Source organism: Desulfurispirillum alkaliphilum (genome assembly GCF_055378285.1).
In genome coordinates, this window is record NZ_AP042405.1 from 1,720,253 (window position 1) to 1,744,643 (window position 24,391).

Sequence of the window (24,391 nt, forward strand, 5' to 3'; positions counted from 1 at the left end):
GGTCTGATATGAAATCGCCTTTGGCCCATGGAATGCTGAGCAAACCCGGTATCTGGGGAGTGATGGCACCCGTCATGGGGGGAATTCGCGGTGCCATGGCCCTGGCGTCGCTGGGTTCCATGGCAACCATCGGTGCTGTCGTGGTCCTGGCGCTGGTGGTGCATGAACTGCTGCAAAGTGATCCCCAGCCGGCACGGTGGATGGTGCTGGCGCTGCTGCTGACGGTGGTGGCGCTCATCCTGCGTGGGGCGAGCTTTACCCTGTCTCACCTGGTGGCATTCCGGCTGGAGACAATGCTGCGCACTGAGCTGGCGGAACACCTGGGCCGTGTTCCACTGGGATTTCTTCTCTCCAGCGGCTCCGGTGCTTTGACCAAAGTCATTCAGGATGATGTGAAAGACCTGCATGGTTTCGTGGCAGACAGCACCCCTCTGCTGGGGCGCTCGGTTACCGCTCCCGTTGTCACCCTGGTGGTGCTGTTGGTCATCGACTGGCGGCTGGCTCTGGTGGCGCTGGGGGTGCTGCTGGCTGGTGTCCTGGTGCTGCGCCTGGCCATGCGGGACCACAGAGAGCTTTCCGAACGCTATGACGCGGAACGGGAACGCATCAACGGGGCGGTTATCGAGTTTGTGCAGGCCATGCCGGTGGTGAGGACGTTCGATGACGGCAGTACCTCGTTTCGACGCTATCATCAGGCCCTGAGCGCCTTCCATGGTGTCCTGGCGCACTGGGTGGAGGCGTCAAGCACCAGCGGACGTCTTGCCATGATCGTGCTGAGTCCGCTGCCCACACTCATAGCCCTGCTGGTGGCAGGCAGCCTGCTCTTCGCTTCCGGCAGTCTGAATTTTGCGGTCTGGGTGGGGGTGCTGCTGATCGGTACAGGTATGGCGGAGGCGCTGATTCCGTTGATGTGGCTGAGTAGCTTTATCCGCAAAGCCAATGGCAGTGCCTTGCGTATCCAGTCGCTGCGATCCGAGCCGCCTCTGCCGGAGCCGCTGTCCGCGCAGCAGCCTGTGGGCAGCGATATTGTCTTTGATTCGGTGAGCTTTGCCTATGGAGAGCGATCCGGTGATGTTCTGCACGAGGTGAGTTTTTGTGTGCCTGCCGGCACGGTGACGGCGCTGGTGGGCCCTTCGGGCTCCGGCAAGAGCACCGTGGCACGTCTTCTGCCACGCTTCTGGGATGTGCGCGCGGGTGCGATCAGGATCGGTGGTGTGGATGTGCGCCACATGAGCGCCCAGACCCTGATGTCCCATGTGGCATTTGTCTTCCAGGATACGTTCCTGTTTCACGATGTGCAGCTGCCGGAAGGCTATGAAACCAGGGCGGGAGACCGTGGTGGTCGCCTTTCCGGTGGGCAGCGTCAGCGTATCACCATTGCCCGTGCCATCTTGCAGGATCGTCCCATCGTGGTGCTCGACGAGGCTACGGCTTTTGCGGACCCCGAAAATGAAGTAGCCCTGGTCAGCGCTCTGGCACACCTGATGCGCGGACGGACGGTTATCCTTATCGCCCATCGCCTGCCCACGGTCCAGGATGCCGATCAGATTCTCGTCCTTGAGGGCGGCTGTGTCGTCGAGCGGGGCTGTCACGGAGAGCTCCTGGCTCTTAAGGGCCTCTATCGGCGGCTCTGGAATACCTATGAGCAGGCTCAGGGCTGGTCCCTGCAAAAAATCCGGCCCACAGGAGGCACCCATGACACCCACTGACGCCATGCCGCGCATTGGCATACCCACGCTCTGGCAAACCTATGGGCGCATGATCCAGATAGCCGATGAACGGGCGCCCCAGCTGCGTTCATCGTTGATCAGTTCCGCGCTCTCGGCTATTTTTCAGGGTCTGGCCCTGGCGTGCCTGTATCCGATTCTGTCAGCGGTGCTGCGTGAGCCTTTTGATGTTCATGCCCTGTGGGTTCCCGGTGGAATGATGCTGCTTTTTGCGCTGCTCGACTGGGTGTTGCGCTGGCACGGACACACCTTCGGGTACTCCCGCTGTCTGGCTGACGTTACCCATGCCATTCGGGTGCGCCTGGGGAACCAGCTGCGTCTCATGCCCCTGGAAGAACTCTATCAGAGCCGGACCGGAGAGCTTTCCGCCGTGATTGCCGGCAATGTGGACGAAGTGGTCACCCCCATGGGAATGCTGGCCGATACCTTTTTGCGCAGTGCCCTGGTTCCACTGGTAGTGGTCCTGACGACGGCTCTGATTGAATGGCGCCTGGCTCTGGCCATGCTCCTGCTGTTTCCGGTGACGGTGCCCCTCTATCGGTGGCGCAAGCGTCTCTCGGGGGGAAGCATGCGCACGCTGGCGGCTGCCCATGCCCGTACTTCGGCTGAAATTATCGAGTATACCCAGGGCCTGGCGGTGCTGCGCTCTGCCAATGCCACAGGAGTGAAGGCTCGTCGCCTGCAGGAGTCCCTGGTGCACCTGCAGGATGTCCAGGCCAGAAACCAGTGGTCCGGCCTCTGGCCGAGTCTGGTTATATGGACCCTGATTGAGGGCGGGCTTATCCTGATCCTGGCACTGGGAGTTGTCCTGGTCGCTGGTGGCAGCCTTTCCATTGCCATGCTGGCGGCGCTGCTGATTATTACGGTGCGAATTTCCGAGCCCCTGGCGATCATGACGAACCTGTCGGCGGTTTTTGACTATATGGAGGCGGGTTTTGAACAGGTGGAAAAGCTGCTGGCGGTGAAACCGCTGCCATGCCTGCAGCCCTCTTCACTGCCCACGCGTTTTGACGTGCGCTTTGAAGGGGTGAGCTTCCAGTATGCCGGTACGGAGGGCGCAGTGCTCAGTGGCCTTGATCTCCATCTGCCGGAGCGATCCCTGACCGCGCTGGTGGGACCGTCGGGTTCCGGCAAGACGACGATCACGCGCCTGCTGATGCGCTATGCTGATCCCCAGCAGGGTCGCATCATGATCGGAGGAAACGATATCCGGGCCATGGAGCCCGAAGAGCTTATGGCCTGTATTTCCGTGGTTTTCCAGGATGTGTACCTCTTTGACGATACCATTCTCGCCAACATCCGCATGGGCCGTTGCAGTGCCACGGATGCTGAAGTGGAAGCCGCTGCCCGGGCAGCCTGCTGCCATGAATTCATCAGCCGTCTGCCCCTTGGGTATCAGACCCGGGTTGGCGATATCGGTGGCAGCCTCTCGGGAGGTGAGCGGCAACGCATCAGTATTGCCCGCGCTCTCCTCAAGGATGCGCCCATTGTCATGCTGGACGAGCCAACGGCAGCGCTGGATACCGAAAGTGAGCTTTCTGTCCAGCAGGCTATTGATACGCTGGTGCAGGATCGTACCGTTATTGTCATAGCCCATCGACTTTCCACCATCGTGGGGGCTGAGCGCATCCTGGTTCTTGAAGACGGGAAACTGGTGGAGCAGGGAACCCATGAACATCTGCTGGATGCCGGTGGACGCTACCGGGCCATGTGGAATGCCCAGCAGAGCGCCAAAAGCTGGCATCTGGCCGTGGCTGCGGGAGGTGACTCCCGTGACTGAACTGCGCCCGCTGCTGATTGCCAACGCCCTGTGCGTATCGGCGATGATGGCTTTTGTCGCGGTGGTCGGCCCGCTGGTACGGGCTCTGGGATTGGCGGAGTGGCATGGCGGGCTGGCAGTTACCCTGGCTGGCGTATTGTGGATGCTGCTGGCCCGCCCCTGGGGAAGGGCCAGCGACAGGTATGGACGCAAGCCGATACTGCTGCTGAGCATGGGCGGATTTGCCCTGGCCTATCTGCTGCTGGCGGTGGTGCTGGATATCGCCCTGTACCTCTCCCTGGGCGTCGTCGTAACCGTGACCCTCCTGTCACTGAGCCGCAGCCTGATCGGAGCCTTCTATGCGGCTGTTCCCCCTGCCAGCGCGGCCTTGATCGCCGATCGTTTTCCCCGTGAAACCCGGACCTCAGCCATGGCGTCCCTGGGCGCCGCCAATGCCATCGGCATGGTGCTGGGTCCGCTCCTCGGAGGTATTCTGGCCAGCTGGAGCCTGACGTTGCCACTGTATATGGCGGCGGTGCTGCCGCTGCTGGCGGTGGTGCTGCTGTGGCGTTTTCTGCCCGCTACGGAACCTCGTAGTGCCGCTTCAGCGGCTCCGCCGCGACTTTTCGATCCGCGTCTGCGCCTGCCACTGGCGAGTGCCCTGCTTGCCATGGGTACCGTGGTGACCGCTCAGACGTGTATCGGTTTTTTTGCCCTTGACCGCCTGAATCTCGACGGAGCCGGTGCGGCCAGAGTAGCGGGCTCTGCCATGGCCTGTGTCGGGGTCATGTTGATAGCGGTTCAGGTTGCCGTCATGCGGTTTCGTTCCGTTGCACCTGAAGTATGGCTCACCGGCGGAGCTCTGGTTGCGGCTACAGGTTTTGGTGCGGTAACCCAGGTATCCGCGTCTTTGGGTCTGATCGTGAGTTACGGTATTGCTGCGGCGGGCATGGGACTGGTTTTTCCGGCGTTTCAGGCCCTGGCAGCCAATGCGGTGAGCGCCACGGAACAGGGCCATGCGGCTGGTTCGGTTTCAGCCGTCCAGGGGCTCGCCATCGTGATTGCGCCACTGGCCAGTGCGGCGCTGTACGGCATGAACCCAACACTTCCCTATGGCGTGTGTGCGGTGCTGCTGCTGGTTCTGGCCCTCTCTGGCGGGCTGGCGATGCGGCGCAGGTTTCCTGGATAAGTGGTTGATGTCAAAAATGCAAAGGAGCACTGACATATGCGAACATGGGTTTATGCACTCCTGGGGTTATTGGGGGCGGTGATTATGTATGCCGGGGATATGCTTTTTTACTACACGCCCACCCCTGTAACCAGCCTTGAAGAGGATATTTTCCGGATCATGTCCGGTGTTTCTGACTGGCGCCTTCACCTGGGAGCACTGTGTGGGCCACTGGCCACGGTTTTTTACATAGCGGGTTTCTACCACATCAAAAGGGCACTGGCAAAAACGGCTCCGCTCAGCGGAACAGTGATTTTTGTCATGCTGGCGGTCGCTATTGTTTTTGGCGCTGTATTTCACGCGATGTTTGCGCCCTTTGGTTTTGTCTCGCGTACGGATGACCATGCGGTTCTTCTGGAGCAACTCATGGTCACGGCGTTTTCCATGTTTTATTTCTATGCGTTTTTTATGGCCGCTGGATTGCTGTATCTGATGGTTCTGGTTCTGCGTGGGCGTACGCCGTTTCCAAAATGGATACTGTTTTTTCATCCCCTGGTGGTGTGGCTGTGGACTTCATTTTTTGTTTACCTGCCATCACCCCTGCTGATTCTCCTGGAAGGTGGCAGGTTCAATATCATGTTTGCCCTGTTTTTTGCTGCTTCTGCTGTGGTTCTGTACCGAAACAGGTTGTCTTCGTGAAAGGCGTTTTCAGAATCCGCTGCCAATGACGTACGCGCCCAGTTGATTTTCCGGTTAGCCGGGTCTATCATGCTTCTTCTAATGAATGGGCCTGAGCGCTCACCGGTCGTTTTGGCCGGATATTCTCTTTGGGAGCACTTTGAATGGCAACACACGCTTCTTCTGTGCCATCCATGGACACCTGTACCCTGGTGGCGCGCATAAACAGTGAACACGATTTCGGTCAGGGGACGAAGCGCAGCGCGGAACGGCGCACGCTGATCGTCACCATACTGACGCTGGTGACCATGATTGGCGAGATTGCCGGTGGCTGGCTGACGGGGTCAATGGCCCTGCTGGCGGACGGAATTCACATGGGTGGTCACACGGTGGCGCTGGGGCTGGCGACGCTGGCGTACTACCTGGCGCGGCGCCACGCCCATGATCGTCGCTTGAGTCTGGGCAGTGGCAAGATTGCGGATCTGGCGGCCTACACCAGCGCCCTTTTCCTGGGAGCTTCCATTCTCTGGCTGGTGTACGAATCGGTGAACCGTCTGCTCAATCCTCAGACGCTCTACGCCATGGAGGCTCTGATGGTGGCGGTGATCGGCCTGCTGGTCAATCTGGTTTCCGCCTGGCTGCTGGCGGGAAGTCACGATCACCATCACGGCCACGATCATGATCACGGCCATCACCATCACCATGGGGACTCCCATGAATCTCACCACCACCATCAGGATAATAATCTGCGGGCGGCCCTGGTGCATGTCATCGCCGACGCGGTGACCTCGGTGGCGGCTATTGTCGGCTTGCTGGCGGCCTGGCTCTGGGGTTGGAACTGGCTAGATCCGGTGATTGCCCTGGTGGCTTCGCTGGTGATTCTGCGCTGGTCTTATGGCTTGCTGCGCCAGACCAGTGCGGTGCTGCTGGATGCCGAGGGGCCGAAGCAGCTGCGTAACCGGATTCGCAGCCGTCTGGAGGGGGTTGCCGACAGCCGTGTGACGGATCTGCACCTGTGGTCGGTGGGCCAGGGGGCGTGGACGCTGATGGCTTCGGTGGTCAGCCACCATCCGGTTTCTCCGGAGGTGTACAAGGAGCAGTTGGCGGATATGGCGGGCATCCACCATCCGATTATCGAAGTGTACTACTGTGAGGAGTGTCAGGAGCTGCCGAGGAGGCGGTAAACGGCTTTGCCGAGCCACTCGTGGATGGCCTGGGTGCTGCGCTCGAGATGATGGGCGCGAGGTATCCAGGCGATAATGCCTCCTGGTGGCGGGCTGGCGAAGTCGGTGGGAGCGGGGATGACTTCAAGGCCCTGGCGGCGAAATTCAGGCAGGGCGCGGGGCAGGTGCCAGGCCTGGGTGACCAGCAGAATATGCGTGATGTCTGCGTTTTGGAGGATGGAGGCGCTGTAGCGAGCGTTTTCTCTGGTGGTGCGGCTGTGCTCTTCTCTCCACTGGGCTTCGAGACCAAAGGAGTGTCGCAGGGCCTGATCCATCAGCCAGGCTTCACTGTGGAGTTCGCCGTGTACGCGTCCGCCGCTGACCAGGATGGGCAGACCACTTTGTCTGGCCAGGTGTGCTCCATAGGCCAGGCGTCGCCAGGTGGCGTTGCCGGGGGCGTCTTCCGCGCCAAATTCCGGTGCGCCGTAATCGCGTCCACCGCCCAGGATGACGATCGCCTGGGCGCGGCGTATGTCTTTCCCGGTGGGTGGGGGGTGCTGCTGCAGGCCACTGTGCAGCCAGGCACTGGTGACGGGCAGGCTGAGCAGCAGCAGGCTCAGGAGGCCGATGCTCCACAGTGTTATGCCCAGACGACGGTGGCTCCTTATGCACAGCAGGCTGCCGACTGCGATGAGCAGGGCATTGATGACGGGAGGCAGTACCAGGTACTTCAGCAGATTCAGCACGGGGGATGGCTCTCCAGCAGGCGCTCGAGGTGCTCCCGGGCGAGGAAGACCTCGAGTATCCAGTTGCCGTCATCGTCGAGGGTTTCGTTGACAATGGCGTTGCGTTCGTAGAGCAGCGCGCGCAGTTTTCCCTGGGCGGGGCCAAGGACGATGTGGCTTCTTTTCAGCTGTGGTTCCAAAAGCTGGGCGACGGCCTGGCGCAGCAGGTCAAGCCCCTGTCCCCGCAGGGCGCTGATCCATACCCGCCGGGGCTTTCCTTCGTCGTCGTAGTCGATATGGGGCTCAATGCCTTCGGGGATGCGGTCAATCTTGTTCATCACCTCCAGCTGTGCCACTTCGATGGCTTCAATATCTTCCAGAACTTTCAGCACGGATTCCCGGTTGCGTTCCAGCTCTTCGTGGGAGGCGTCCATGACGTGGAGCAGCAGCGTGCTTTCACGGGTCTCCTGCAGGGTGGAGCGAAAGGCGGCCACCAGGGTGTGCGGCAGGTGGCGGATGAATCCCACGGTATCGGCCAGGAAGGCGTCGGGCATGCCGGGCAGGCTGAGGGAGCGGATAGTGGGGTCCAGGGTGGCGAAGAGCTGATCGTGGGCATAGACGGTGGAGGTGGTCAGGGCGTTGAAGAGGGTGGATTTGCCGGCGTTGGTGTAGCCGACCAGCGAGATGGTGGCCTTCTCGTGGCGGGTGCGGTGCTGCCGGACCTGCTGGCGCTGGCGGGTGACTTTTTCCAGCCGCTGCTGAATGTACTCGATGCGTTTGCGGATCAGGCGACGGTCTGTTTCCAGCTGGGTTTCACCGGGGCCACGCATGCCGATGCCGCCCTTCTGGCGTTCCAGGTGTGTCCAGCCCCGTACCAGGCGGGTGGACATATAGCGCAGCTGGGCAAGCTCCACCTGGAGTTTGCCCTCAAAGGTGCGGGCGCGCTGGGCGAAAATATCGAGGATCAGGCCAGTACGGTCGATGACCCGGCACTGAAACAGTTTCTCCAGGTTGCGCTCCTGGGTGGGGCTGAGGGTATGGTTGAAGATGGCGATTTCAACGGCCTGCTCTTCCACGTATTGGGCGATCTCCTGGGCTTTGCCGCTGCCGATGTACAGGCGCGAGTCGGGCTCGTCGCGGTTGCACTGAAACACGCTGAGTACTGAAGCGCCGGCGGATTGCGCCAGCTCCATGCACTCATTGAGATCTTCTGTGTCCATGGTCTGTCGGGAGAAATTGACATGGACGATGATGGCCTGCTCGCCACGTTGATATCGGTCAAACAAGAAGTATCCTTTCAGCTCTTCCTGGTACATTTACCGGAAAGATCTTGACAGCAGTGCAATATGCCACGTATTTCTATAAAACCCTTCACAGGAAAATGCATTTTATCATCAAAAGCGAGAAACAACACGACCATGTTCACGAAATATTCTTCCCGTATGCTGCTGTGCCTTTTCCTCCTGCTTTCTCCCCTTTCCGCTCTTTCCCAGCCCGATTCCCGTGTGGTGGTAGCTTCTGCGGGCACCAGCGCCCTGACGATTACCGCCGACGCGCCGATTTTTAACCGCCCCGATGGAGACGCCATCGGAACCTGGTACGCGGGTACGCCCTTTACGTCCAATGAGGAGTCTGGCCCGTGGCTGCGCATTACCGGATATTTCCCTGAAGGGAGCTGGAAGGCCGCGCCCGGGATCTGGTGGGTGCACAAGGAACATGTCTTCCAGGATATTCCACAGGAACGAAGCGTGGAAGCACGCACCTATGAGGCGGTGCAACTGCTCTATGTGCGTGATGAGGCCGGGGGAGAGACGGTTCTGGACACATGGGAGGTGGGCAGTCGCTTTACCTCCAACCGGCAGGCCGGCGACTGGATTCGCGTTACCGGCTATTTTCCCGGTGATGCCTGGACTCCCAACCGTGAATCCTGGTGGGTACACCGCAGCGGAGTGCGGGATATCACCCGCCCGACGGTACCGCTGGTTCCATTGAAGCCGGGGCACAGCCGGTATATTGTCATCAACAAGGAGAGCTTTCTGCTCAATGTCCATGAAGTGGACTCACGGGGACAGGAGCGCATCATCTATACCGCGCTCGTTGGGCTTGGGCGCGATGAGTGCATGCCACGGGAGCAGGGGGGCAACTGCTACTTCACCGAGCCCGGTGAGTATGCCGTTCGCTGGAAGATCTATGAGCCCGATGGCATCGAATGGTGCATTCCTCCCTCCATGGAAAAGGAGGAGCGTTATGCGGCGGATATTGCCGCTGGACAACGCTGTTTTCCCGGCGTGCTGGGCAATTTTGCCCTCAATATCGGCAAGACCTACGCAATCCACGGCACTCGCAATCTGGACAGCATCGGCCAACGCATGAGCAGCGGTTGCATCCGCACCCATAATGATGTGGCTGAGCAGCTGTACAAGCTTATGCGTGAAGGGGATCGGGTGGTGATTCAGGAGGGAGATTCCTGACGGGCAAAAGGCTGAGCATTAGCCGCAAATGAACGCCAATAAACGCGAATGGGAGAACTTGAACCTTTTCAGACAGTATCTGCGCAGGCGCAGCAACGGGTGAGAGGATCTCTTCTGCTTGACAGGGTTTTGGATTTGTACTGTACAGAAAACGCCCCGCTCACGTGTGTGAGCGGGGCGGCTGTTTATGTGCGTACTGTGCTGGCGATCAGAGGAAGGGAATCAGCAGCAGGGCCACGACGTTGATAACTTTGATGACGGGATTGATGGCGGGGCCGGCGGTGTCCTTGTAGGGGTCACCGACGGTGTCGCCGGTTACCGCAGCTTTGTGGGCTTCGGAGCCTTTGCCTCCATGGTGGCCGTCTTCAATGTACTTCTTGGCGTTATCCCAGGCGCCACCACTGTTGCACAGGGAGACCGCCACAAAGATACCAGTTACGATGCAGCCGATGAGGACGCCAGCCAGAATCTTGGGGGCAGCGTCGGGCGCGATCATTGTTCCGATAATAACCGCCAGGATAGGCACCAGCACGGGCAGCAGAGCGGGAATGATCATCTGCTTGATGGCTTCACCGGTAACGATATTCACGCACTGGTAGTAGTCGGGCTTTTCGGTGCCTTGCATGATTTTCGGATTGTTGCGGAACTGACGGCGGACTTCTTCGATAACGGCGCCGGCAGCTTTGCCAACAGCTTCCATGGCGTAAGCGCCTACGAGGAAGGGGACCATACCACCGATGAAGAGACCAGCGATGACGAAGGGATCAGAGAGCAGGAACTCCATGGTAATGCCCTTGATGCGCTCCAGGTCGACCTTGTAGGCGGAGAAAAGTACGATACTGGCCAGTCCGGCGGAGCCGATAGCGTAGCCTTTGGTTACGGCTTTGGTGGTGTTGCCCACGGCGTCCAGTTTATCGGTGACATTGCGCACGTTGGCGTCCAGCTCGCTCATTTCAGCGATACCACCGGCATTGTCGGTGATGGGGCCGTAGGCGTCGAGGGTGACGATCATGCCGGCCATGGACAGCAGACTCATGGCGGCAATGGCCACTCCGAAGACGCCAGCCAGCATGTAGGAGAAGATGATGCCCATGACGATGACCATGACCACGGGCGCTGTGGATTGCAATCCAATGGCCAGTCCGGCGATGATGTTGGTGGCGCTGCCGGATTCACTGGCGGCGGCAATTTTCTTCACGGGGCCATAGGCTGTGGAGGTATAGTATTCCGTGATGTAGAAGATCAGTCCGGTGACCGCCAGGCCGATGATGGCACAGAAGAAGACATTCAGCGGGTTCTCCACAAAGCCTTCCAGCATCATGGTGGTGGCGGGATAAAAGAGGATGGCGCTGATGATGGCGCTGATGGCCAGTGATTTATAGAGGGAGCCCATGACATTGTCATTGGTGAGCTTGGTGTAGAAGCTGCCGATGATGGAGCCCAGGATGCTGATACCACCGAGAACCAGGGGGTAGGTGACGACGCTGAAGCTGTCGCTTACCATGAAGGCGGCAATCAGCATGGCCGCGATGGCGGTTACGGCATAGGTTTCGAAGAGGTCAGCCGCCATACCGGCGCAGTCGCCCACGTTGTCGCCCACGTTGTCGGCAATGACGGCCGGGTTGCGGGGATCGTCTTCAGGAATGCCTGCTTCCACTTTTCCCACCAGGTCAGCGCCAACATCGGCAGCTTTGGTGTAAATACCACCGCCAAGGCGGGCGAACATGGAGATAAGGCTGGAACCGAAAGCCAGGCCGATCAGGGAGACGACAGCGGCTTCATGGCCGTGGCTGCTGGCAGGCATGACAAGGGTCAGGATGAAATAGTAACCGGCAACACCCAGCAGACCCAGGCCCACAACCAGCAGACCAGTAACGGCGCCACCCATGAAGGCAACCTTATGGGCGCTTTGCAGTCCCTCGCGGGCCGCGGCAGCTACGCGAACGTTGGCGCGGACGCTGACGTTCATGCCGATAAAACCAGCCAGGGCGCTGAGCACGGCACCAATGATAAAGCCGATGGCCTGGAAGGCGCCATGGGCAAAGTCTTCAACAAGTCCGATGAATACGAAAATAGCGATAGTTACAATGATGCCGACAATGGCGATTGCCTTGTACTGGCGCGTCAGGTAGGCCGATGCGCCTTCCTGAATCGCGGCAGCGATGGAGGTCATTTTCTCGTCACCAGCGGGCATGGCGGAAATTTTTCTGGTAAACACCAGTCCCATCGCAATTCCCAGGATTGAACAGACCAAGGCAAATAACACAGACGTCATGAGGGTTCTCCTTCAATGTGTATTCTGCGGGGTATCACCCCGTTACATCCTTTATAATAAAGGCTTCAAAGGCTTCAATGGTGCAGTCGGGACTGCGGTAGGCCTCCTTGGGCAGTCCGGCCTTGATGCAGGTAAAGCTGAGGAACTCCTCACGGCTCCACTGGTGCTCTATGGCGACCTGGGGCAGCAGAACCCCGCGCTGAGAGCCAAGGGACACCATGAGGCCGTGGCGACCGACAACGATGTCATCAATGCCTACGGGCTTTGGTGGAGCCAGAACCGTTACTTCAATGGCGATCATCTCAAATTCCGTAGCCTGGAGCGGCTTGAAGCGATAGTCGCCGAAAGCCGCCGCGCAGGCCATGGAGGTGAGGTTCTCCCGCAGTGGCTGCGGCAGAAAAGTACCTATGCAGCCGCGCAGCTGACCCTCCAGGGTGAGGGTCACGAAGAGACCGCTTTCCATGGCCGGGATATCATAGTGTGCCTTTGGGCTCACGAGTTTGAGCTCCTGGCCGATGGTGTCGCGCACCAGCTGCAGCATCTCCTGCTGCTGGTGGTGGGGCAGACTGCCAAGGTGTGAAGACATATTACTTCTTTTTCCCGTACAGCTTGCTGCGGATTTTCAGGCGCAGGGCGTTAAGCTTGATAAAGCCCTCTGCGTCAGCCTGATTGTAGACCTGATGGTCTTCTTCGAAGGTGGAGATGTTGGCGTCAAACAGGGAATCTGTGGCCGACTTGCGGCCGGTGACGCTGACGTTGCCCTTATAGATTTTCATGCGGACGGTGCCGTTGACGGTCTTCTGGGTCTCGTCGATGAGCGCCTGCAGCGCTTCGCGCTCTGGGGAGAACCAGTAGCCGTTATAGACCATGGCGGCATAGCGGGGGATCAGGGAGTCGCGCAGGTTCATGACTTCGCGGTCCATGGTGAGTTCTTCCATGCCGCGATGGGCTGCGTGGTAGATGGTGCCGCCGGGAGTTTCATAGACGCCACGGGACTTCATGCCCACATAGCGGTTTTCCAGCAGATCCAGCCGTCCCACACCGTTGGCGCCGCCGACTTTGTTGAGGTACTGGAATATCTCCAGGGGTGACATGGCTTTGCCGTTAATGGCCACCGCGTTGCCGTGCTGGAAGTCAATCTCCAGCCAGGTTGGCTTGTCAGGGGCTTTTTCCGGGGAGACGGTCAGGACGTAGACATCCTCGTCGGGTTCCCACCATGGATCTTCCAGATTATTACCCTCGTGGGAGATATGCATCAGGTTGCGGTCCCGCGAGTAGGGGGATTTCTTGGCTGGTGGTATTTCGATATCATTGTCTTTGGCGAATTTCACCAGGGCGTCGCGGGAGTTGAGATCCCATTCGCGCCAGGGGGCGATGACCTTGATGGACGGGTCGTAGTGGTAGGCGGCCAGCTCGAAGCGTACCTGGTCATTGCCCTTGCCGGTGGCGCCATGGCTGATGGCATCGGCGCTTTCGCGGGCGACAATATCCATCATGCCCTTGGTGATCAGGGGACGGGCGATGGATGTTCCCAGCAGATAGCGGCCTTCATAGACACAGCTGGAGCGCATCATGGGGTAGATGAAGTCGCGGGCGAACTCGTCGCGCAGGTCTTCGATGTACACCTTGGACGCGCCTGTCTTCAGGGCCTTGGGCTTGACGGAGTCCAGCTCCTCTTCCTGGCCGAGGTCGGCGGTAAAGGCGATGACCTCGCAGTCGTATTCCTTGATGAGCCATTTGAGAATGACACTGGTGTCAAGGCCGCCGCTGTATGCCAGGACAACTTTGTTCACGCTGGTTTTTTTCGACATAGGTTCCTCCAGGGAGTTAAAGGCATATCGTTAAGAAAGAACGAGCTTGGAATGGCGGTCAGCCCAGTCCGGAACGCCTGCTAGGCCATCAGGTGAACCATGATGGCTTTCTGGGCGTGGAGTCGATTTTCCGCCTGGTCATAGATAATGCTGCGGGGTCCGTCACAGACTTCGGCGCTGACTTCCTTGTCGCGATAGGCGGGCAGGCAATGGAGAAACTTGCAGTTGGGGGTGCCAAGCTGCATGAGCTTTTCCGTGACCGTGAAGCCTTCAAAGGCGCGCAGACGCTCCTGCTGTTGGTCCTCCTGTCCCATGCTGGCCCACACGTCGGTGTAGACGAAGTCAGCACCTCGGATCGCTTCAGCCGGATCGTGGGTATAGTGTATGGGCGCTCCCGTTGACCGGGCAATGGTGCTGGCTTGCTGTGCCACATGATCAGCCACTTCGTAGCCTTTTGGTGAGGCGATGCTGATACTGTAACCCAAACTGGCGGCACCGTAAATAAGAGAGTTGGCGACGTTGTTGCCGTCGCCGACATAGGCCAGTTTGATTTCCTCGAGGGGCTTGTCACTGTGTTCCAGCATGGTCATGACATCGGCCATGGCCTGGCAGGGGTGCAGGAGGTCACTGAGACCGTTTATGACGGGGACGCTCGAGTGTCTGGCCAGCTCTTCCACCGTGGAGTGGGCAAAGGTGCGGATCATGATGCCATCCACATAGCGCGAAAGCACTGCAGCGGTATCGCGGATCGGTTCGCCGCGTCCCATCTGCAGGTCATTGGAGCTCAGGAAGAGCCCAACGCCTCCCAACTGGAATATGCCGGTTTCAAAGGACACTCTGGTGCGGGTGGAGGACTTCTCAAAGATCATGGCCAAGGTTTTCCCTGCAAGCTTCGGGTGGGCAATATTCTGCTTCAGCTCGCGTTTCAGGGTGAAGGCCAGGTTGAGAATATGGGTGAGCTCATCCTTGTGGTAGTCCCGCAGTGCCAGAAAGTGCTTCATGTAAGGTTCCTTATGGTGTTTTCCAGGATTTCAAGCCCCTGGGAAAGACCTTGCCGGTCAATGGTCAGGGGGGGCAGCAGTCGGATGGTGGAGGGTGAGGTCTGGTTGATGATCAGGCCGTTTTGCAGGCATGCCTTGACCAGATCAGGCATTTCGCCGGGCAGTTCCAGGGCGTACATCAGGCCGAGGCCGCGATAGGACATAATGGTGCCGCGTCCGAGCATGGCTTCGCAAAGTTCGCGCAGGTGGGCTTCCATGTGCTGCACATGCTCCAGAATGCCGTCGGTTTCAAAGGCGTCCAGCACTCCCATGGCAGCGCTGCAGCACAGGGGATTGCCGCCGAAGGTGGAGCCGTGGGTTCCGGGAACCATGTGGGAGGCAAAGGGTTCTTTGGCAAACATGGCGCCGATGGGAAAGCCATTGCCAAGACCTTTGGCGATGGTGAAGACATCGGGTTCGATGTCGTAGTTCTGAAAAGCAAACATTTTTCCGGTACGACCGATGCCGGTCTGCACTTCGTCGAGCATCAGCAGGATATCATTGTCAGAGCAGAACTGGCGCAGCTCTCGAACATAGCCTCTGTCGAGGGGGTGGACTCCGCTTTCACCCTGCACCAGTTCCACCAGTATGGCGGCGGCACCACGGGCCGCTTTGGCCATGGCTTCCATGTCGTTGGGCTCCACGTGTTCAAAGCCGTTGAGCAGAGGGTTGAATCCCAGTTTGACCTTTTCCTGGCCCGTGGCCGAGATGCCTGCCATGGTGCGGCCGTGAAAAGAGCGCAGCAGGGTGATGATCTTGAAGTTATCAGCTCCGCGCTTGTTGAAGGAGTACAGGCGCGCCAGCTTGACGGCGGCCTCATTGGCCTCGGCGCCGGAGTTGCAGAAAAAACCCTTGCAGGGGAAGCTCAGCTCGGTGATGCGTGTGGCCAGGGCTTCCTGGAGGGGAATCCTGAATATATTGGAGGTGTGTACCAGTCGTGGAAGCTGTTCCTGGACGCTGCGTATGACGTGGGGGTTGCTGTGACCTACGTTGACAACAGCAATGCCGGCCAGCAGGTCGATATAGGACTTACCGCTGGTGTCCGTGAGGGTGTAATTGCTTCCCTGTTCAAAGGCAATGTCCATACGCTTGTAGTTGTTGATGAGATGAGTTTCTAGCATGTTTTGTTCACCATGACGTATTCGAGAAGTTCTGTTGGCAGTATATCCTGAATAAATTCAACACATTGTTCAGTGACCTGTTCCACGTTCCAGCTCTCCATGACACGGGTCGCCAGGTGCTCGCTGCGGGCGGGGTCGAGATCCGAGAGCACGACACGCACTTCGGGAATAGAGGGGGTGCGAACGCTGAAAGACCTGTACCCCATTCCGTGGAGAATAGGCAAGTAAAATATATCAGAAGCGGTTTCGCCGCAAATGTTGACGGGTATGTTGAATTTTTTTGCGGTCTGGGCAATGTGGTGCAGCACCCGCAGTATGGGGGGGTGGTAGGGATTGCACAGGTGCCCCACCCCTTTGCTGGTGCGATCGCTGGCCATGACATACTGGGTGAGGTCGTTGGTGCCGACGCTGATAAAGTCGATGTACTTGACAAAGGCACCAATGCTCATGGCGCTGGCGGGGGTCTCCACCATGATGCCGATGGGCACGGAGGCGGGCAGGGCGGGATTCTCCCGGCGCAGTTCCGCCAGCACCTGTTCTGTCAGGGCCCGTGCGCGGATGACTTCATCGGGGATGGTGACCATGGGGAACATGACTCTGAGGTCAGTCCACTGGGCCAGCGAGAGAATCGCCCTGAGGTGGGTGGCGAATTCCTCGGGCCTGCTGAGGCTGTAGCGGATACCGCGACGGCCCATGGCCGGGTTGTCTTCGTGCTCCATATGCAGGAATGAGGCGACCTTATCAGACCCTATGTCCACGGTACGCACGGTGGTGGGGAGGTAGTTGCACTTTTCCAGGATGGACTGATAAAAGGCCAGCTGCTCCTCAAAGCGGGGAAAGCGCTCCATCTGGAGGATCATGAACTCGCTGCGCAGCAGGCCGATTCCGTGGGCCTGATACTGGGCGAGGTGGATGGCTTCAGCCGGGATCTCCACGTTTCCGTAAATCTGCACGTCGGTGTCTTTACGCTGAAAGGACGAAGAGACCATGATGGTTTTGTACTGGATAATGCGCAGCTGCCGCTGGCGAAAGTCATCTTCCACCTCTGGCGTGGGATTGACGATGAACTGTCCCCGGTAGGAGTCGACGATAACGGGGCAGTCCTGCACTTCGCCGAACTCAATGCCGGTGAGCATGGGGATTTCCATGCTCTTGCAGAGAATGGCCGTATGGCTGAGGGCCGATGTCTTGGCCGTGACGGCGCCGACAATGCCCGATGAGATCAGCAGGGTGATTTCACTGGGGGTGATGTCGTTGGCGTAGACGATGGCTCCCTGGATTTCACTGCCGTAGGAGAAGTCCTCGGGCTCTTTGGGGTTGCTGTTTTGCTGCTGGGCGTATTTCACCACAAGGCGGGTGACGGTGAAAATGTCATTCATGCGCTCACGCAGATAGGTGTCTTCCACGCTGGCAAAGGAGGCTGAGACCTCCTGTCTGAATTTCTCCACGGCGTATTCCAGGGAGTAACTTTCCTGGAAGATGGACTGTCTGACCGATGTCACGAAGGAGTTGTCATCAAGCATCATGATCTGGGGCTCAATGATCAGGCGCTGAGCTTCCCCCAGCAGATCGCTGATCACTTCGGCGCTGTGCTGCAGTTCCGCCCGGGCCAGATGGCGCGCCTGTTCAAAACGCTGCCACTCGCCCTGCTGGTCAGCAGAAGCGATATAGATGGACTTGATGCGGTTGTCCGTCTCGTGCAGCCGCACCAGCCGCCCCAGGGCAATGCCGCTGCTGACGCTGTGGCCGTAGTAGGTCTCCACCAGTTACTCCTCGTCGAATCGTCTTGTAAAGAGGTCCTCCAGAGCATCCACCGCCTGGTGAGCATCGCTTCCGTCAGCTTCGATGAGCACTTCGCTGCCCAAGGGCGCCGCCAGCATAAGAAGGCCGAGGATACTTTTGGCGTTTACGCTCTTGTCCTGGTAGGTCAGATTGATGCTGCACTCATAAGCGGTTGTGACTCGCACCAGTTTGGCGGCCGCACGAGCGTGCAGACCCAGCCGGTTCTGGATTTTCAGTGTCTTTTTTGCTTGCATACTCATACGCTCTGCCTGAAAAATTCGATTATAAACATAAAAATGGAAATCAGAATAATAAAAACATTTACCCGCATGAAGTGAAAAAAAATCAGATTGCAGATAAGAAACACTATGGCAATTCCCATGTAGAAGGGTGCAAAGTGCAGAAACACCTGGTACATGATGAGCGTGAACAGGATTCCGGCAAGGATATAATGACTGTTCTTGAGTCCGTCGATACAGAGATGCAGCAGGCCTGGCTGGATTTTCTGCACCACGGACATGCCGTGGACATAGCCCAGGTAAAAACCGTAAAAGCGCGCGGTGAGTGTTACCGCCAGGTAGAGAATTATGGGAACCCACAGGCAGAGGGGGCGCAGGGGCTCAATGAAGTACATGGTGACCCCCAGGGCAAAGACGGCCGGGCGGAAGGTGGCCCAGAAAAAGGCGTCTCCAATGGCGCCGAAGAAGCTGGCCAGGGTGTTTTTGTACTCACTGCTGAGGTGTTCGCCGCGCTGGATTTCGTAGTTCAGCGCCACGCCGATGACGACCCCTGCCATGTACGGGTTGGTATTGAAGTAGCGGGCGAAGTGGCGCATGCCCTTGACGGGCATTTTCAGACGTGAAAGCTCAGGGTAGGCGGCGTAGAAAACCCCGATGCCCTGCATGTTATTGAAATTCCACGAGCTCTGGATGAAGAGCAGGCGCCAGGCAACCCGCAGCAGTGACAGCGCCTTCATGCCATCAGCCCCAGGGCGATGATGCCGCCGCCGATGAGGCAGCCGGCCAGGAAGTAGATATAGGAGCGGTAGTCGCGGAAGCTGTCATGGGCCAGGAAGAGAATGCCTATCAGTGGCAGCAGCTTCCACTGCAGGGCCAATCCGCTTTCCAGGCCATGCTTCAGGAGCAGGTGTCCCGCCATATCGTGGATCAGGGACAGGCCGATCAAAACAGTCCAGCCAATCAGAATTCCATTGAGCCAGTTCAGGGGGATTCCCACCAGGTGAAAGCGTTGGGCCATGGAGTAGTGGGCGCTGAGGATTCCCTGCTTGGCGTAGTTGGCAAAGACTCCATTGGCGCTGCGGGCCAGGTAGTCCATTTTCATGGCAACTACGGTAACGGGAATGCACAGGAGAAAGAGGATCATCAGTACCTCTGGCCGCACCTCTCCCACGGAGGCTGCAAAAGCAGCGATGGCGGCTGTCACCACGGACTCGTTGGTGTACATGCTGGCGCCCACGGGGATAAAGGTTATCCACAGGAGCTGAAAGGCGGCACCCAACAGCAGCCCGGTGGCCCAGTCGCCCATGATCCAGCCGGTAAGGGTGCAGGCGATCAGGGGCTGGCATATGCCAAACTGTCCGAAGGCATAGCGGTCTGATTCTATAAGGGCGAAGGCGCCTGTCAGCAGAAGGAGCTGGCTCAGAGTATAAATTTTTTCTCTCCTGGAACTTTCTGGAAGACAATCACCGCGCCCGTTGCCTTGAGGTTGCGCAGACGGTCGAGTTCGTCGTCCGAGATATAGATGGAGTTAAACTCCTGTTGACGGCTGCTCTTCTTCTGCATGCAGCCGATATTTATTTCCTGGACGGGGTGCTGCTGCAGCACTTCTTCCATCTGCTCCACGGAAGAGAAGAGAAAGAGGGTTTCGTCGAGGGTGTCGATGACCTCTTCGCACTGCGGCGGTGTCATGAACTGTACGTCAATGCCCCGTGGTACCGCGCTGCGGTAAATCTGCTGCCGCAGAGGATCCACCGCAACCCGGCTGTCCACGACAACAATAGTGCGGGCTTTCAGGTGCCTCAGCCAGCCGTGTACGACCTGGCCATGGACCAGCCGTTCATCAAGGCGGATAAAACTAGATTTCTTCAACTTTTTGCCTCATGACTTCCGACGCAATGACAATGCCGTCGATGGCATCGGTTTTTGCCATCTTTGCCAGGGCGGTAGGGGTGGGAGCCTCGGCGCGGGAGGTGAGAACCTTGATCAGCATGGGCAGATTCACTCCGGTCAGCACTTCAATATTGGCAGTATTCAGATACGAAAGAGATATATTGGATGGAGTGCCGCCAAACATGTCCGTGAGTATCAGGACGCCTTCACCCTGATTGACATCTTTGAGGCAATCTTCGTACTGGGTGAAAATGGTGTCTACATCGTGCTGGAAGTCAATGCTCAGGAGCTTGACATGCTCCTGGGGGCCGATGATTGACTGGGCCGTTTCCAGGAGCTCGTGGGCCAGGTTGCCGTGGGTGGCGAGAATAATACCTATCATGCGCTGTGCCTCAATGGGAGAGAGTTTCAGGGGTGAGAAATATCCCTGTGGTAAACGAAAACATGGTAATCGTCGCGCTGCTGGTAGTACTCCGACCAGTAGCGGGCCAGGGAAACACTGCGGTGTTTGCCGCCGGTACAGCCAAAGGCGATGGTGGCGTAGGACTTTCCTTCCTGGATATACCAGCGGAAAAGAGAGTCAAAGACCTGTTGCCAGAGGGTCAGGAACTCTCCGGTCAGGGGCGCCTCCATGACGTAATCGTAGACATCCTGCTGCAGGCCCGTTTTTTCTTTGAGTGCCGCCACAAAGTGCGGGTTGGGAAGAAAACGGACGTCCACCACATTATCTGCTCCTTTGTATATACCATATTTAAAACCAAAGGAAACAAAGGATATGGTCAGGCGCCGCGGGGTTTGCCCTTTGGCAAAGAGCACCACGAGCTTCTCCTTAAGCTGGTGAATGCTCAGGCTGGTGGTGTCGATGACCAGTTCAAAGAACTCTGACCAGCGGTAAATGCTGTCCTTTTCCTCCTTCAAAGCACTGGCCAGCTCTCCGGAAAAGGGGTGGGCGCGTCTGGTGATGTTGAAGCGGCGAATCAGTTCCTCGTCGTCGGCACACAGGAAGAGCGAGCGGACGCGGATGCCTTTGCGGGAGAGCTCCATGAAGTACTGCTGCAGATCCAGCTGGCGTGAAGTGAGCTGGTAGCCGCCGATGACAACGCAGATCCGTTCGAAGGAGCTCTTGCGCAGCTCATCGATGAGGGATTCCACCATGGTCAGGGGAATATTGTCGACACGGTAGTACCCCAGATCCTCAAGGACAGCGGCGGCAGCGGTTTTCCCCGCGCCACTCTGTCCGGCAATAAATACAAGCTCCATGGCTACGCGCCTCCCGTACTGCCGTCTGCGGTTTTGGACTGGATTCGATTATGCAGTTTGCTCATGAAAGTTTCAACCGTCTGATATCCCATGTTTTGCAGAATGGTGTTCCGTGCCAGCACCTCAAGAATTTTGGCGATGTTCCTTCCCGGAGTCACCGGAAGGCAGACCACGGGAATGTCGATGTCGAGAACATGGCGAAAACTCCTGGTATCTCCCAGTCGCTCCAGTTGAGCGACATTCTGGCGCTCCCAGCTTTGCAGCTCAATGATCAGCTCCACTTTTTTGCGCCGACGCACGCTGGCCGCACCGAAAATATCCTTGATATTGATGATGCCCAGTCCACGAACCTCCATATGGTGCTCCAGCTCATTGTTGGAAAAAGCCACCAGTTCGCCGGAGATATTTTTTACCAGAACCACATCGTCGGCCACCAGGCGGTGACCACTGGTGATCAGGTCCAGGCAGCATTCGCTTTTGCCGATGCCGCTCTCCCCGGTAATCAGCATCCCGACGCCGAATATATCCATCATGCCACCGTGGAGGGTTGTCTGCTCCGCCAGCTCAAACTCAAGATAGCGAGTGACCGTGGCGATGACGTGACTGGAGGTCTGCACGGTCTGCAGCAGGGCGACTCCATGTCTGGTGAAAAGTTCCAGCATCCAGGGTTCGATAGGCTGGGGATGGTGTGTGATGAGCACCGCCGGAAAGGGGAAGGTCAGGAAGGACTCCAGTTTGCGGGTCGCTTCGGCGCGGCCTATTGAGCCCAGGTAGCCCATCTCGGTCTGGCCGAAGATCTGGATGCGGTCTTCGTGAACGAATTCGGTGTACCCGGTCAGTGCCAGGCCGCTTTTCTGGATACGTGGCTGGGGTATCGTGGCGGAAAAATTCGCTGCCACCAGAATCCTGAGACCCAGGATATTGCGGTTATGTTCATAGAAGTCGGCGACCGTCAGCATGTTGGCCTCTTATGGCGCAGGGAGCGATGGAGCGCTTTGCGGCGGGGGAGTTGGATCCGATAAGAAACGGCGGCATGGATATCCATGCCGCCGGATGCTCAGATGCGGGGGAAGCTTATCCCAGCTGGTTGCGCAGCATGTCCACGCGGTTCGTCTGCTCCCAGGAGAATTCGCCCCGTCCGAAGTGTCCATACGCGGCAGTGGGCCGGTAAATGGGACGCAACAGGTCAAGGCTGGTGATAATTCCCTTGGGCGTCAGGTCGAACACTTCCTGGATGGCACGGGCAATGCGATCCTCATCAACGGTGGCTGTCCCGTAGGTGTTGACGTTGATGGAAACAGGTTTAACCACGCCGATGGCGTAGGCCAGCTGGACTTCGCAGCGGTCGGCATAGCCTGCGGCGACGACGTTCTTGGCAACCCAGCGGGCGGCATAGGCAGCGGAACGATCCACTTTGGAGGGATCCTTGCCACTGAAAGCGCCGCCGCCGTGGCGGCCCATGCCCCCGTACGTGTCGACGATGATTTTGCGTCCTGTCAGGCCGCAGTCTCCCATGGGCCCGCCGATGACGAACTTTCCAGTGGGATTGATATGGTAGGTGATCCTGCTTTCGTCAAAGAGCTCGGCGGGGATAATCGGCTTGATCACCTGCTCAATGATGTCATGATGGATGATGTCCTGGGTCACGGACTCCGAGTGCTGAGTCGAGACGACCACCGTGTCCACATATACCGGGCGATTGCCCTCGTAGGCGATCGTCACCTGGGCTTTGCCGTCGGGGCGCAGGTAGCTCAGGGTCCCGTTTTTGCGTACCGCTGCCAGGCGCATGGTCAGCTTGTGGGCCAGGGTGATGGGCAGAGGCATGAGCTCTTCGGTTTCCCGGCAGGCGAAGCCGAACATCATGCCCTGGTCACCGGCGCCACCCACATCAACGCCCATGGCGATATCGGGGGATTGCTTGTTGATGGCACTGATGACGCCGCAGGTTTCATAGTCGAACCCGTATTTGGCACGTGTGTAACCAATCTCGCGGATCGTCTGGCGGACTACCTCGGGAACATCCACATAGCAGCTGGTGGTGATTTCCCCGGCCACGATCACCAGCCCTGTGGAGACCATGGTTTCACAGGCAACCCGGCCATGGCTGTCCTGGGAGAGGATGCCATCGAGGATGGCGTCGGATATCTGATCGGAAATCTTGTCGGGGTGTCCCTCGGTAACCGACTCAGATGTGAATAGTTTTATGCTCATGATTCTTCCTCTTTCTTGGCCTCAATGATGATATAGCAGTTCTCGTCCTGACTCACCTGGTAGGTGGCAAGCAGAGGAGCCAGCATCTGAGAGGGGTTCACCTGTGTGCGCAAAGAGAAAAGTGCCTTGTTGTCATCCATCAGCAGGATCTTGTCCAGGTGTACATGATCCTGGGACCCCAGGGTATCCAGGGTATCCCAGAGGCTGTGGCTCTCCTTGACCTGATAGAGCAGTACCGTGCAGGTGATGGCCTCATCCAGCAGGCGTGAGAAGAGCAGGGCTTCCAGTGCATCCATATCGATATCCCAGGCGATGTTCACCTGGTAGAGCAGATCGCGCTCAGCCACTTCCAGTATCGTGTAGCCCCGCACAAAGCTTTGGGACGCGGCCAGCGCCTCCTTGGCGGTTATGCCGGTGAGGTACTGTTCGCCGACGCCTTCGGAGGCCGTGGCTACCATTCGCAGTATGGCTTTGGCGCGGCTGCGGTCAATGGCCTGGGTCTTGTAGTTGACCTGCTGGCTTGGCAGGGTGACTCCCCGCGCCTCAATGGTCAGCGCGGCGGCCGGTGAGGCCAGGAGCGCTGCTGAGGTTATGCACAGGATGACAAACAGTGCGGTTTTTTTCATCGGGTTGCGCAGACCTTACACCTGTTCGAAGTGGTTGAAGAAGAAGCTGATCTCTATGGCGGCGTTTTCATCGCTGTCAGAACCATGCACCGCGTTTTCGCCAATGCTGAGGGCGAACTCCTTGCGAATGGTGCCGGGTTCCGCTTCAGCGGGGTTTGTGGCTCCCATGAGCTTGCGCCAGGCGGCGACAGCGTCGGGTTTTTCCATCGCCAGGGCGATGATGGGAGAGCGGCTCATGAACTCGGTCAGTTCACCGAAGAAGGGACGCTCTTTATGGACGGCATAGAACGCCTGGGCGTCCGCAAGACTCAGCTGAACTTTTTTCATGGCGACGATGTTAAAGCCGGCTTCTTCAATTTTCGCGATAATTTTCCCGGAAATGGCGCGTTCTACGGCATCGGGTTTAATCATGGCAAAGGTTCTGGACATGTGTACTCCTTGAGAC

24 protein-coding genes are annotated in these 24,391 nt (G+C 58.2%); 6 read left to right on the forward strand and 18 right to left on the reverse strand.

Annotation, left to right across the window (positions count from 1 at the left end):
• Positions 1-8 precede the first annotated feature (8 nt).
• The 5 genes from ACZ46I_RS07695 (at position 9) to dmeF (ending at position 6,516) form a co-directional block, all read left to right on the forward strand.
• A complete protein-coding gene (locus ACZ46I_RS07695; RefSeq protein ID WP_464280429.1) occupies positions 9-1,709 on the forward strand; it encodes an ABC transporter ATP-binding protein in 1,701 nt (566 codons plus the stop codon).
• Complete coding sequence (locus tag ACZ46I_RS07700; protein WP_013506517.1) at positions 1,696-3,507, forward strand: ABC transporter ATP-binding protein; 1,812 nt, start codon at positions 1,696-1,698, stop codon at positions 3,505-3,507. Before ACZ46I_RS07695 ends, ACZ46I_RS07700 begins: the two co-directional genes overlap by 14 nt.
• Positions 3,500-4,675, forward strand: a complete 1,176-nt coding sequence (locus ACZ46I_RS07705; protein ID WP_464280430.1) for an MFS transporter — start codon at positions 3,500-3,502, stop codon at positions 4,673-4,675. The genes ACZ46I_RS07700 and ACZ46I_RS07705 overlap by 8 nt, the downstream gene beginning before the upstream one ends.
• Before the next feature lie 36 nt (positions 4,676-4,711).
• Positions 4,712-5,353, forward strand: a complete 642-nt coding sequence (locus tag ACZ46I_RS07710; protein WP_464280431.1) for a DUF6796 family protein — start codon at positions 4,712-4,714, stop codon at positions 5,351-5,353.
• A 143-nt stretch (positions 5,354-5,496) separates the two neighbouring features.
• Positions 5,497-6,516, forward strand: coding sequence for a CDF family Co(II)/Ni(II) efflux transporter DmeF (dmeF, locus tag ACZ46I_RS07715; RefSeq protein WP_464280432.1), 1,020 nt, complete (start codon positions 5,497-5,499; stop codon positions 6,514-6,516).
• Here the strand turns inward: dmeF and ACZ46I_RS07720 are convergent.
• Together ACZ46I_RS07720 and hflX are read right to left on the reverse strand one after the other, a co-directional pair.
• Positions 6,492-7,241, reverse strand: coding sequence for a YdcF family protein (locus ACZ46I_RS07720; RefSeq protein ID WP_464280433.1), 750 nt, complete (start codon positions 7,239-7,241; stop codon positions 6,492-6,494). The genes dmeF and ACZ46I_RS07720 overlap by 25 nt on opposite strands.
• A complete protein-coding gene (hflX, locus tag ACZ46I_RS07725) occupies positions 7,235-8,506 on the reverse strand; it encodes a ribosome rescue GTPase HflX (protein WP_464280434.1) in 1,272 nt (423 codons plus the stop codon). The genes ACZ46I_RS07720 and hflX overlap by 7 nt, the downstream gene beginning before the upstream one ends.
• A 132-nt stretch (positions 8,507-8,638) precedes the next feature.
• Here hflX and ACZ46I_RS07730 point away from each other — a divergent pair, with 132 nt between their 5' ends.
• Positions 8,639-9,691, forward strand: a complete 1,053-nt coding sequence (locus tag ACZ46I_RS07730) for a L,D-transpeptidase (protein WP_013506511.1) — start codon at positions 8,639-8,641, stop codon at positions 9,689-9,691.
• Between the two features lie 208 nt (positions 9,692-9,899).
• Here the strand turns inward: ACZ46I_RS07730 and ACZ46I_RS07735 are convergent, their stop codons facing one another.
• The 16 genes from ACZ46I_RS07735 to ndk all read right to left on the reverse strand — a co-directional run bounded on the left by ACZ46I_RS07735 (position 9,900) and on the right by ndk (position 24,375).
• A complete protein-coding gene (locus tag ACZ46I_RS07735; RefSeq protein WP_464280435.1) occupies positions 9,900-11,966 on the reverse strand; it encodes a sodium-translocating pyrophosphatase in 2,067 nt (688 codons plus the stop codon).
• 34 nt (positions 11,967-12,000) lie between these two features.
• Positions 12,001-12,552 carry an AmmeMemoRadiSam system protein A gene (amrA, locus tag ACZ46I_RS07740; RefSeq protein ID WP_226507821.1) on the reverse strand — a complete coding sequence of 184 codons (552 nt, stop codon included), beginning with the start codon at positions 12,550-12,552 and terminating at the stop codon, positions 12,001-12,003.
• Between the two features lies 1 nt (position 12,553).
• The gene (locus ACZ46I_RS07745) at positions 12,554-13,777 is read right to left on the reverse strand and encodes an argininosuccinate synthase (RefSeq protein WP_013506508.1); all 1,224 of its coding nucleotides are present in this window, start codon (positions 13,775-13,777) and stop codon (positions 12,554-12,556) included.
• A gap of 80 nt (positions 13,778-13,857) precedes the next feature.
• Positions 13,858-14,778: an ornithine carbamoyltransferase gene (gene argF / locus ACZ46I_RS07750; RefSeq protein ID WP_013506507.1), complete on the reverse strand. Its 921-nt coding sequence runs from the start codon at positions 14,776-14,778 to the stop codon at positions 13,858-13,860.
• Positions 14,775-15,938, reverse strand: coding sequence for an aspartate aminotransferase family protein (locus ACZ46I_RS07755; RefSeq protein ID WP_013506506.1), 1,164 nt, complete (start codon positions 15,936-15,938; stop codon positions 14,775-14,777). Before ACZ46I_RS07755 ends, argF begins: the two co-directional genes overlap by 4 nt.
• The gene (gene ptsP, locus ACZ46I_RS07760) at positions 15,932-17,701 is read right to left on the reverse strand and encodes a phosphoenolpyruvate--protein phosphotransferase (RefSeq protein ID WP_464280436.1); all 1,770 of its coding nucleotides are present in this window, start codon (positions 17,699-17,701) and stop codon (positions 15,932-15,934) included. Before ptsP ends, ACZ46I_RS07755 begins: the two co-directional genes overlap by 7 nt.
• A gap of 3 nt (positions 17,702-17,704) precedes the next feature.
• A complete protein-coding gene (locus tag ACZ46I_RS07765) occupies positions 17,705-17,980 on the reverse strand; it encodes an HPr family phosphocarrier protein (RefSeq protein ID WP_013506504.1) in 276 nt (91 codons plus the stop codon).
• On the reverse strand, positions 17,977-18,696 hold the full coding sequence (locus ACZ46I_RS07770) for a PTS system mannose/fructose/sorbose family transporter subunit IID (RefSeq protein WP_013506503.1): 720 nt from the start codon (positions 18,694-18,696) through the stop codon (positions 17,977-17,979). The genes ACZ46I_RS07765 and ACZ46I_RS07770 overlap by 4 nt, the downstream gene beginning before the upstream one ends.
• Positions 18,693-19,391 (reverse strand): PTS sugar transporter subunit IIC, encoded by a 699-nt coding sequence (locus ACZ46I_RS07775; protein WP_083806000.1) that lies wholly within the window; start codon positions 19,389-19,391, stop codon positions 18,693-18,695. Before ACZ46I_RS07775 ends, ACZ46I_RS07770 begins: the two co-directional genes overlap by 4 nt.
• On the reverse strand, positions 19,379-19,828 hold the full coding sequence (locus tag ACZ46I_RS07780) for a PTS sugar transporter subunit IIB (protein ID WP_013506501.1): 450 nt from the start codon (positions 19,826-19,828) through the stop codon (positions 19,379-19,381). Before ACZ46I_RS07780 ends, ACZ46I_RS07775 begins: the two co-directional genes overlap by 13 nt.
• Complete coding sequence (locus ACZ46I_RS07785) at positions 19,815-20,231, reverse strand: PTS sugar transporter subunit IIA (RefSeq protein WP_013506500.1); 417 nt, start codon at positions 20,229-20,231, stop codon at positions 19,815-19,817. Before ACZ46I_RS07785 ends, ACZ46I_RS07780 begins: the two co-directional genes overlap by 14 nt.
• Before the next feature lie 26 nt (positions 20,232-20,257).
• Positions 20,258-21,109, reverse strand: a complete 852-nt coding sequence (gene rapZ / locus ACZ46I_RS07790) for an RNase adapter RapZ (RefSeq protein ID WP_464280437.1) — start codon at positions 21,107-21,109, stop codon at positions 20,258-20,260.
• A 2-nt stretch (positions 21,110-21,111) separates the two neighbouring features.
• A complete protein-coding gene (hprK, locus tag ACZ46I_RS07795) occupies positions 21,112-22,068 on the reverse strand; it encodes an HPr(Ser) kinase/phosphatase (RefSeq protein WP_464280438.1) in 957 nt (318 codons plus the stop codon).
• A gap of 115 nt (positions 22,069-22,183) precedes the next feature.
• Complete coding sequence (gene metK, locus ACZ46I_RS07800; RefSeq protein ID WP_464280439.1) at positions 22,184-23,320, reverse strand: methionine adenosyltransferase; 1,137 nt, start codon at positions 23,318-23,320, stop codon at positions 22,184-22,186.
• Positions 23,317-23,946: a hypothetical protein gene (locus ACZ46I_RS07805; RefSeq protein ID WP_464280440.1), complete on the reverse strand. Its 630-nt coding sequence runs from the start codon at positions 23,944-23,946 to the stop codon at positions 23,317-23,319. The genes metK and ACZ46I_RS07805 overlap by 4 nt, the downstream gene beginning before the upstream one ends.
• 15 nt (positions 23,947-23,961) lie before the next feature.
• A complete protein-coding gene (gene ndk / locus ACZ46I_RS07810) occupies positions 23,962-24,375 on the reverse strand; it encodes a nucleoside-diphosphate kinase (protein ID WP_013506495.1) in 414 nt (137 codons plus the stop codon).
• Positions 24,376-24,391 lie beyond the last annotated feature (16 nt).

What these genes read in the sequence shown, in the direction of transcription:
- ACZ46I_RS07730 (WP_013506511.1), top strand. Translation starts at nt 8,639, where the DNA reads ATGTTCACGAAATATTCTTCCCGTATGCTGCTGTGCCTTTTCCTCCTG.
- ACZ46I_RS07745 (WP_013506508.1), bottom strand. Translation starts at nt 13,777, where the DNA reads ATGTCGAAAAAAACCAGCGTGAACAAAGTTGTCCTGGCATACAGCGGC.
- ACZ46I_RS07785 (WP_013506500.1), bottom strand. Translation starts at nt 20,231, where the DNA reads ATGATAGGTATTATTCTCGCCACCCACGGCAACCTGGCCCACGAGCTC.
- amrA (WP_226507821.1), bottom strand. Translation starts at nt 12,552, where the DNA reads ATGTCTTCACACCTTGGCAGTCTGCCCCACCACCAGCAGCAGGAGATG.
- ACZ46I_RS07765 (WP_013506504.1), bottom strand. Translation starts at nt 17,980, where the DNA reads ATGAGTATGCAAGCAAAAAAGACACTGAAAATCCAGAACCGGCTGGGT.
- ndk (WP_013506495.1), bottom strand. Translation starts at nt 24,375, where the DNA reads ATGTCCAGAACCTTTGCCATGATTAAACCCGATGCCGTAGAACGCGCC.
- ACZ46I_RS07755 (WP_013506506.1), bottom strand. Translation starts at nt 15,938, where the DNA reads ATGCTAGAAACTCATCTCATCAACAACTACAAGCGTATGGACATTGCC.
- ACZ46I_RS07695 (WP_464280429.1), top strand. Translation starts at nt 9, where the DNA reads ATGAAATCGCCTTTGGCCCATGGAATGCTGAGCAAACCCGGTATCTGG.
- dmeF (WP_464280432.1), top strand. Translation starts at nt 5,497, where the DNA reads ATGGCAACACACGCTTCTTCTGTGCCATCCATGGACACCTGTACCCTG.
- metK (WP_464280439.1), bottom strand. Translation starts at nt 23,320, where the DNA reads ATGAGCATAAAACTATTCACATCTGAGTCGGTTACCGAGGGACACCCC.
- ACZ46I_RS07735 (WP_464280435.1), bottom strand. Translation starts at nt 11,966, where the DNA reads ATGACGTCTGTGTTATTTGCCTTGGTCTGTTCAATCCTGGGAATTGCG.
- hprK (WP_464280438.1), bottom strand. Translation starts at nt 22,068, where the DNA reads ATGCTGACGGTCGCCGACTTCTATGAACATAACCGCAATATCCTGGGT.
- ACZ46I_RS07700 (WP_013506517.1), top strand. Translation starts at nt 1,696, where the DNA reads ATGACACCCACTGACGCCATGCCGCGCATTGGCATACCCACGCTCTGG.
- ACZ46I_RS07770 (WP_013506503.1), bottom strand. Translation starts at nt 18,696, where the DNA reads ATGAAGGCGCTGTCACTGCTGCGGGTTGCCTGGCGCCTGCTCTTCATC.
- rapZ (WP_464280437.1), bottom strand. Translation starts at nt 21,109, where the DNA reads ATGGAGCTTGTATTTATTGCCGGACAGAGTGGCGCGGGGAAAACCGCT.
- ACZ46I_RS07710 (WP_464280431.1), top strand. Translation starts at nt 4,712, where the DNA reads ATGCGAACATGGGTTTATGCACTCCTGGGGTTATTGGGGGCGGTGATT.
- argF (WP_013506507.1), bottom strand. Translation starts at nt 14,778, where the DNA reads ATGAAGCACTTTCTGGCACTGCGGGACTACCACAAGGATGAGCTCACC.
- ACZ46I_RS07805 (WP_464280440.1), bottom strand. Translation starts at nt 23,946, where the DNA reads ATGAAAAAAACCGCACTGTTTGTCATCCTGTGCATAACCTCAGCAGCG.